The sequence below is a fragment of the Streptomyces murinus genome, from assembly GCF_002154555.1.
In the GTDB taxonomy this organism is placed as follows: domain Bacteria; phylum Actinomycetota; class Actinomycetes; order Streptomycetales; family Streptomycetaceae; genus Streptomyces; species Streptomyces murinus.
In genome coordinates this window covers 1-6,030 of sequence record NZ_MUNF01000530.1, presented here as the reverse complement: position 1 = coordinate 6,030, position 6,030 = coordinate 1, and the positions used below count along the sequence as shown (strand labels likewise).

At 66.9% G+C, this 6,030-nt stretch carries 4 protein-coding genes; all 4 read left to right on the top strand.

All coding sequences use genetic code 11. The annotated features are described in order from the left end of the window. A partial coding sequence (locus tag CCN72_RS28875) for a WYL domain-containing protein (protein ID WP_143664231.1) occupies positions 1 to 251 on the top strand: 251 nt, incomplete at its 5' end. Positions 252 to 532: 281 nt separating this feature from the next. Further along, entirely contained in the window at positions 533 to 2,074 is a 1,542-nt protein-coding gene (locus CCN72_RS28870) for a hypothetical protein (RefSeq protein WP_143664230.1), read from the top strand. After that, the gene (locus CCN72_RS28865; RefSeq protein WP_086810866.1) at positions 2,071 to 4,458 is read left to right on the top strand and encodes a tetratricopeptide repeat protein; all 2,388 of its coding nucleotides are present in this window, start codon (positions 2,071 to 2,073) and stop codon (positions 4,456 to 4,458) included. The genes CCN72_RS28870 and CCN72_RS28865 overlap by 4 nt, the downstream gene beginning before the upstream one ends. A 69-nt stretch (positions 4,459 to 4,527) precedes the next feature. Then, the coding region (locus CCN72_RS28860) for a DNA repair helicase XPB (RefSeq protein WP_086810870.1) at positions 4,528 to 6,030 on the top strand (1,503 nt) is incomplete at its 3' end.

Genomic DNA, 6,030 nt, shown 5'->3' with positions numbered 1-6,030 from the left:
CACAGGGAGTCGCCGGTGAGCTGCCCCGCACCTCCGCCGCCGAGACCCTGGCCACCGTGCAGGCCGCGGTGCTCACCGGCGACTCCCTGTGGATCGGCTACGTCAACGCCGAGGGCGCCGCCAGCCAGCGCGTCATCGCCCCGATCCGCGTGGAGGGCGGCTTCGTGACGGCCTACGACCACACGGCCGACGAGGTCCGCACCTACCCGCTGCACCGCATCACCGGGGTCGCCGAACTCGCCGAGGAGTGAGCCTCAACAATGAGCATTTTTCATTAAATCGCCAGCGTCGTTCCACGTCCTGAGGCATCCTCGGGCCGGGGGTATTGGACATGGGGAAAGCATCGAGGAAAAAGCAGGAACGGCGTTCAAGGGCGGCTTCGGCGCCTGTGCCACCGGCTGCGGGCGGGAACGACTCACCGCCCGCAGCCGACACCGGCCCAGACAGCCATGCTGATGCTGCTCTCGCGCGCCTGCTCCGCTCGAACTCACCGCGCAAGCCGAGCCTGGCTGCCGCGTATGCCTGCGGCTACATGACTATCGGCATGGCTCAACAAGAGGGGGACGGACCGAGCTGGTTCCACGAGACCGACCCGCTCGATGTTCTCTTTCTCGGGGCGACGTTCCCGGAGACGCCCGCTGATCCGACCGACTTCTCCAACGCGCGGGACGCCTGGCTGCGGCTGCTCCGTGGCACCGTGCATGGCAAGGGAATCGAGCGATTCGTCCGTGAAGCCGTCGCGGCGAGTGTCGAACTGGCACTGCCGGTGGACGACGGGCGGTTGATGCTGGCGCTCGCCGGCAGGCTGGAGGCGGCAGGACTCGATCGCCGGTCACTGCCACGACGGTTGATGCCCCAAGTAGCGCTCCAGGAATGTCGTTCGCTCGTCGGCCCAGATCCCGAACTCTCCCTTCCTCAGCCGCCGCCGCGCGCGAAGAAGCTGGTCAAAGATTTTTGGAGAAGCACCGAAGAGCAGGTTTGGGCCTTGGAGACACCTGCGGCCATCCTCCGTGAGGGGCTGCGCCGGCTCCAGGATCTCGGGCTGCCGGTGGAAGAGGAGTCCGGCCTGTTGCTGGCGGCGCTGTACGCGGCCCTGTTGACCAAGCCGGGCGAGATGTTGGAAGACATCCTGGCCCATGCCTGCGTGTGGGCCCTGTCCCAGGACGAGGGTTCACCCCTGGTGCCGGTGCTCGACACCCTCCTCGTCGCACCAGAGCGGGGATTGCCCGTCAACGAAGTCCTGGGGCATCTCTTCTCCGTGCCGGCGTTCACCGAGCCGATTCCTTCCGATGCTCTGCTCTGGACCAGTTCCCCGGGCTTGGCTCTGCCACGGATGGCTTTCGATCTGGGAATACCCGAAGTGATCACGCTGGGCGGAGAGATCACACCGGATCTACTCGACTGGACAGGCATGCATGCCCGGATGCGGATGGCCGACGCCGCCCGCCAGGATGCCGAGGAGTGGGCGGGGGCAGAAGACGATGGAGGCAGCGACACGGAGGCCACGCACCCGACCGAGGAGGGGAAGATCTCGGACGAGGAGTGGGACGAGCGACGCGAGGCCGTACACGATGCGGTGCGATGCAAGCTGGAGAAAACCGGCACGCCTCGGCGACGCGGTAACTCGGGGAAGAACGAAAAGACAGGGAGGAAGGAGCCGGCTCCGGCTGGATACCGCGCTCCGGACAGTTCCTGCGAACGCGTCTGGAACGCCGACGGCAGCTCGGAGACCCGCTTCTCGTCCAACACCCCCGCCGGGCAAGAAGTCATCGACATGGTTAAGGGGCAGCTGGACGCGTTCCGCGAGAAGTTCGGCCGCGAGCCCGGGCCGGATGATCCGTTCTTCTTCGACTTCGACGCCGACGAACCCACTCGGATCACCAAGGAGTACTTCGACAGCATGCTGCTGGAGTTCGCCGAGCGGGCCCCCGAGTTGGGCATCGACCCGGCCCTCTTCCGCGCGTGGCGCGAAGTGGGCTACGTGATCTCCACCGAGAACCGCGGCATGGCCACGGTTGCCGAGGTCCTTGCCTACCAGAGAGCCGTAGCTCGGCACCGCGGGGACGGGCAATGACCGACAGCACCCACAATCGCATCGGCGGAGGCGTCTTCTTCGCCCCCGTCATCCAAGGCCGGACCGTACATCTGACGCTCCCGGACCGACGGGATCCTGTGCTGGCCGGCCTCCCTCGTCAGTCGTCGGCTTTCGTGGGGCGCGAAACCGAGCTCGACCGGATCCACGCGGCTCTGAACCCAGCAAGCGGAGACGGCGCCGCGGGAACAGTCGTCGTATCGGGGCTCGCAGGGATGGGTAAGACCGAACTCGTTCTCCAGGCCGCGCACCGCGCACTGCGTGAACCGGACTGGTTTCCCGGCGGCGTTCTCTTCGCCGATCTGCACGGTCACGACAAGCGCGGGAAGGGATCGGTGAAACGCGCGCTCACCACGCTGCTGCGCAGCATCGGTGTCCCGGCGGAACACATTCCCCCGAGTACCGATGAACGGGCTGCTGTCTACCGCTCAGCACTTGCCACGCTGGCCGCCGCGGGGCGCCGGGTCCTTGTCGTGCTGGACGACGTGCCTGCCGGCGACGGCGTCCGTCATCTCCTGCCCGGCGACAAAGACACAGCCACGCTGATGTCCTCAAGGGATACCCACGGCGACCTCGAGGCACTCGCGATGACCTTGCGGCAGCTGCCGGCCGCCGAAAGCGGGCAGTTGCTCACCGTTGCGGTCCATGCCGCCCTGCCCGGCGATCACAGAACGGGGAAGGAATCAGACGAGACGAGACAACTGGCCACTTTGTGCGGCGGCCTTCCACTCGCCCTGCGCATCATCGCCAGTCTGCTCGTGGACATTCCGGGCCGCCCGCTGTCCGATCTGCGCAAGGCCATGGCGGACGCACACTCCAGACTCGCCGCACTCAGCCGCGACGAACGTGCGGTGACAGCTGCCTTCGAGCTCTCCTACCGCCGGCTCGGAAAGAAACAGGCCCAGCTCTTCCGTCTCCTGTGCCTGTCACCCGGCCCTGACTTCTCCACCGAGTGCGCGGCACAGCTCTACGGCGAAAGCATCGAGAACACCACGCGGCTGCTTCAGGATCTGGCCCGCAGAAACCTGGTCGAGTCACAAGAGCCCTACGGCCGCTGGAAGCAGCACAGTCTGGTCCGTCTGTACTCCAATGAGCGGCTCCGCAGCAGCGGTGACGAGTGGGGGACGGGCCTTATGCGGCTGTTCGTCCATCTCCACAAGACGGCAACCGATGCGGTAGACATCTTACTGCTGCCCGAGGCACTGCGATCGTCCGCCAAGTCCCGCTTCTCCGCTCCTGCGACTGCGATGCACTGGCTGGAGGCTGAGAGACAAACGCTCGTCGCAGCCGTCCTGTGGTCCCATCGGGTGAAGGACCATCCGGTCTGTCTGGCCCTGTCAATTCCTACCGCCCAGTTCCTTCGCGAGGCCCACTACGTGGAGGAGGCGTCCTGGACCCTCAAGGCGGGCATCCGCTCCAGCCGCAAACTCAGAGATCGCCTCTACGAGGCATCGCTCCTGAGTGCGATGGGCATCGTGCTCAGGGACATGCGCAAGCTTCGGAAATCCGTCCGTGCCCATTCCAAGGCCGTCAGAATCTGCCAGGACCTCAAGAACCGCGATGCTCTGGCGAGCGCACTCAACAATCTAGGGCTCTCGCTGCACGAGCAGCGCAGGTTCGACGAGGCGGTGGCGGCCCACACCGAGGCGGAAGCGCTCTACCGGCGCACCGGGTCCTTGTGGGCAGCCGCCCAGGCGCTCAGCAACACCGGCGAGACGCTGGCCGCGGCAGGCCGCCCCGACGACGCCGCACGTGCCCTACGGAAGGCCCTGAAGATCTTCCAGAAGCAAGGCGACCTGCGCGGCTACGCCCAGACCCTCGGCTCTCTCGCCAAGGTCACACGGGACAAGGGCGAGGCAGAGAAGGCCGTGGATCTACACAAACAGGCTCTCGATCTGAACGACGGCCTCTTGTTCCCCCACGAGCGGGCGACGGAACTGGCGAACTTCGGCGCCTCGCTCGCCCTCTCGGACGATTTCGGGGCCGCCCTCGCGGCACTGCGAGAGGCGCTTGCCACCTTCCGGCATATGAAGGATCGGCGGGGCGAGGCCATGGCCCTAGGCAATATGGCCATGGCGCGGCAGCGGCAGGAGAAGTGGCGCAAGGCCGTCGCCCTGCACACAGTGGCGACCGAGGCGTTCCTCGACAGCAATGACGATCACGGTCTTGCCCTGGAGCTCACCAGCCTGGCGCGCTCCCTGCTCATGCAGGGCCGGAACACTGAGGCTCTCAAGAACTTTGATCTGGCCGCCCGCCTGTACGACTCCGTCAGCGACATCCGCAGTGCCGACGAGACGCGTGTGATCGCCGAGCAGGTGAGGAAACGGCATGCCGTCGTCTCGCGATCCGTACGGCACCGCGCGTGATCACGCGCGAATTTGGCACACTGGACGTTTGGTCCCGGTGAAGGCCGTAGTGGAAAGGGTGTGCCGCGCGTGAACGGTCCACTGATCGTCCAGTCCGACAAGACCCTGCTCCTGGAGGTCGACCACGAGCGGGCCGACGACTGCCGGCGGGCCATCGCGCCGTTCGCCGAGCTGGAGCGGGCGCCCGAGCACATCCACACCTATCGGGTCACGCCGCTCGGGCTGTGGAACGCGCGAGCCGCGGGGCACGACGCGGAGCAGGTCGTGGACGCGCTGGTGGAGTACAGCAGGTACCCGGTGCCGCACGCGCTGCTCGTGGACATCGCCGAGACGATGGACCGCTACGGCCGCCTCACCCTCTCCAAGCACCCCGCGCACGGACTGGTCCTGACGACCACCGACCGGCCGGTGCTTGAGGAGGTCCTGAAGTCCAAGCGGATCAGCCCGCTGGTCGGTGCGCGGATCGACCCCGACACCGTGGTGGTGCACCCCTCCGAGCGCGGGCAGATCAAGCAGACGCTGCTCAAGCTCGGCTGGCCGGCCGAGGACCTCGCGGGCTACGTGGACGGCGAGGCGCACCCCATCGACCTGCGCGAGGACGGCTGGACCCTGCGGCCGTACCAGAAGCAGGCCGTGGAGAACTTCTGGCACGGCGGCAGCGGTGTCGTGGTGCTGCCCTGCGGTGCGGGCAAGACGCTGGTGGGCGCCGCGTCCATGGCGGAGGCGAAGTCGACCACGCTGATCCTGGTGACCAACACCGTCTCCGCCCGGCAGTGGAAGCACGAGCTGGTGAAGCGGACCTCGCTGACCGAGGACGAGATCGGCGAGTACAGCGGGACCCGCAAGGAGATCCGCCCGGTCACCATCGCCACCTACCAGGTGCTGACGACCAAGCGGAAGGGCGTCTATCCGCACCTGGAGCTGTTCGACTCCCGGGACTGGGGACTGATCGTCTACGACGAGGTGCATCTGCTGCCGGCTCCCGTCTTCAAGTTCACCGCCGATCTCCAGGCACGGCGGCGGCTGGGGCTGACCGCCACGCTGGTGCGCGAGGACGGCCGTGAGTCGGATGTGTTCTCCCTGATCGGGCCCAAGCGGTTCGACGCGCCCTGGAAGGAGATCGAGGCGCAGGGCTATATCGCGCCCGCCGACTGCGTCGAGGTCCGGGTGAATCTGACGGAGTCCGAGCGGCTGGCGTACGCGACGGCCGAGACGGAGGAGAAGTACCGCTTCTGTGCCACCACGGACACCAAGCGGAAGGTCACGGAGGCGATCGTCCGCAGGTTCGCGGGCCAGCAGATCCTGGTGATCGGGCAGTACATCGACCAACTCGACGAGCTGGGCGAGCACTTGAACGCCCCGGTGATCAAGGGCGAGACCTCCAACGCCCAGCGCGAGAAGCTCTTCGACGCCTTCCGTGAGGGCGAGATCAATGTGCTGGTGGTGTCCAAGGTCGCGAACTTCTCCATCGACCTGCCCGAGGCCACCGTCGCCATCCAGGTGTCCGGCACCTTCGGCTCCCGCCAGGAGGAGGCCCAGCGGCTCGGCCGGGTGCTGCGGCCCAAGGCGGAC

Coding starts and splice junctions, on each gene's coding strand:
- CCN72_RS28865 (WP_086810866.1), top strand. CDS start 2,071: ATGACCGACAGCACCCACAATCGCATCGGCGGAGGCGTCTTCTTCGCC.
- CCN72_RS28870 (WP_143664230.1), top strand. CDS start 533: ATGACTATCGGCATGGCTCAACAAGAGGGGGACGGACCGAGCTGGTTC.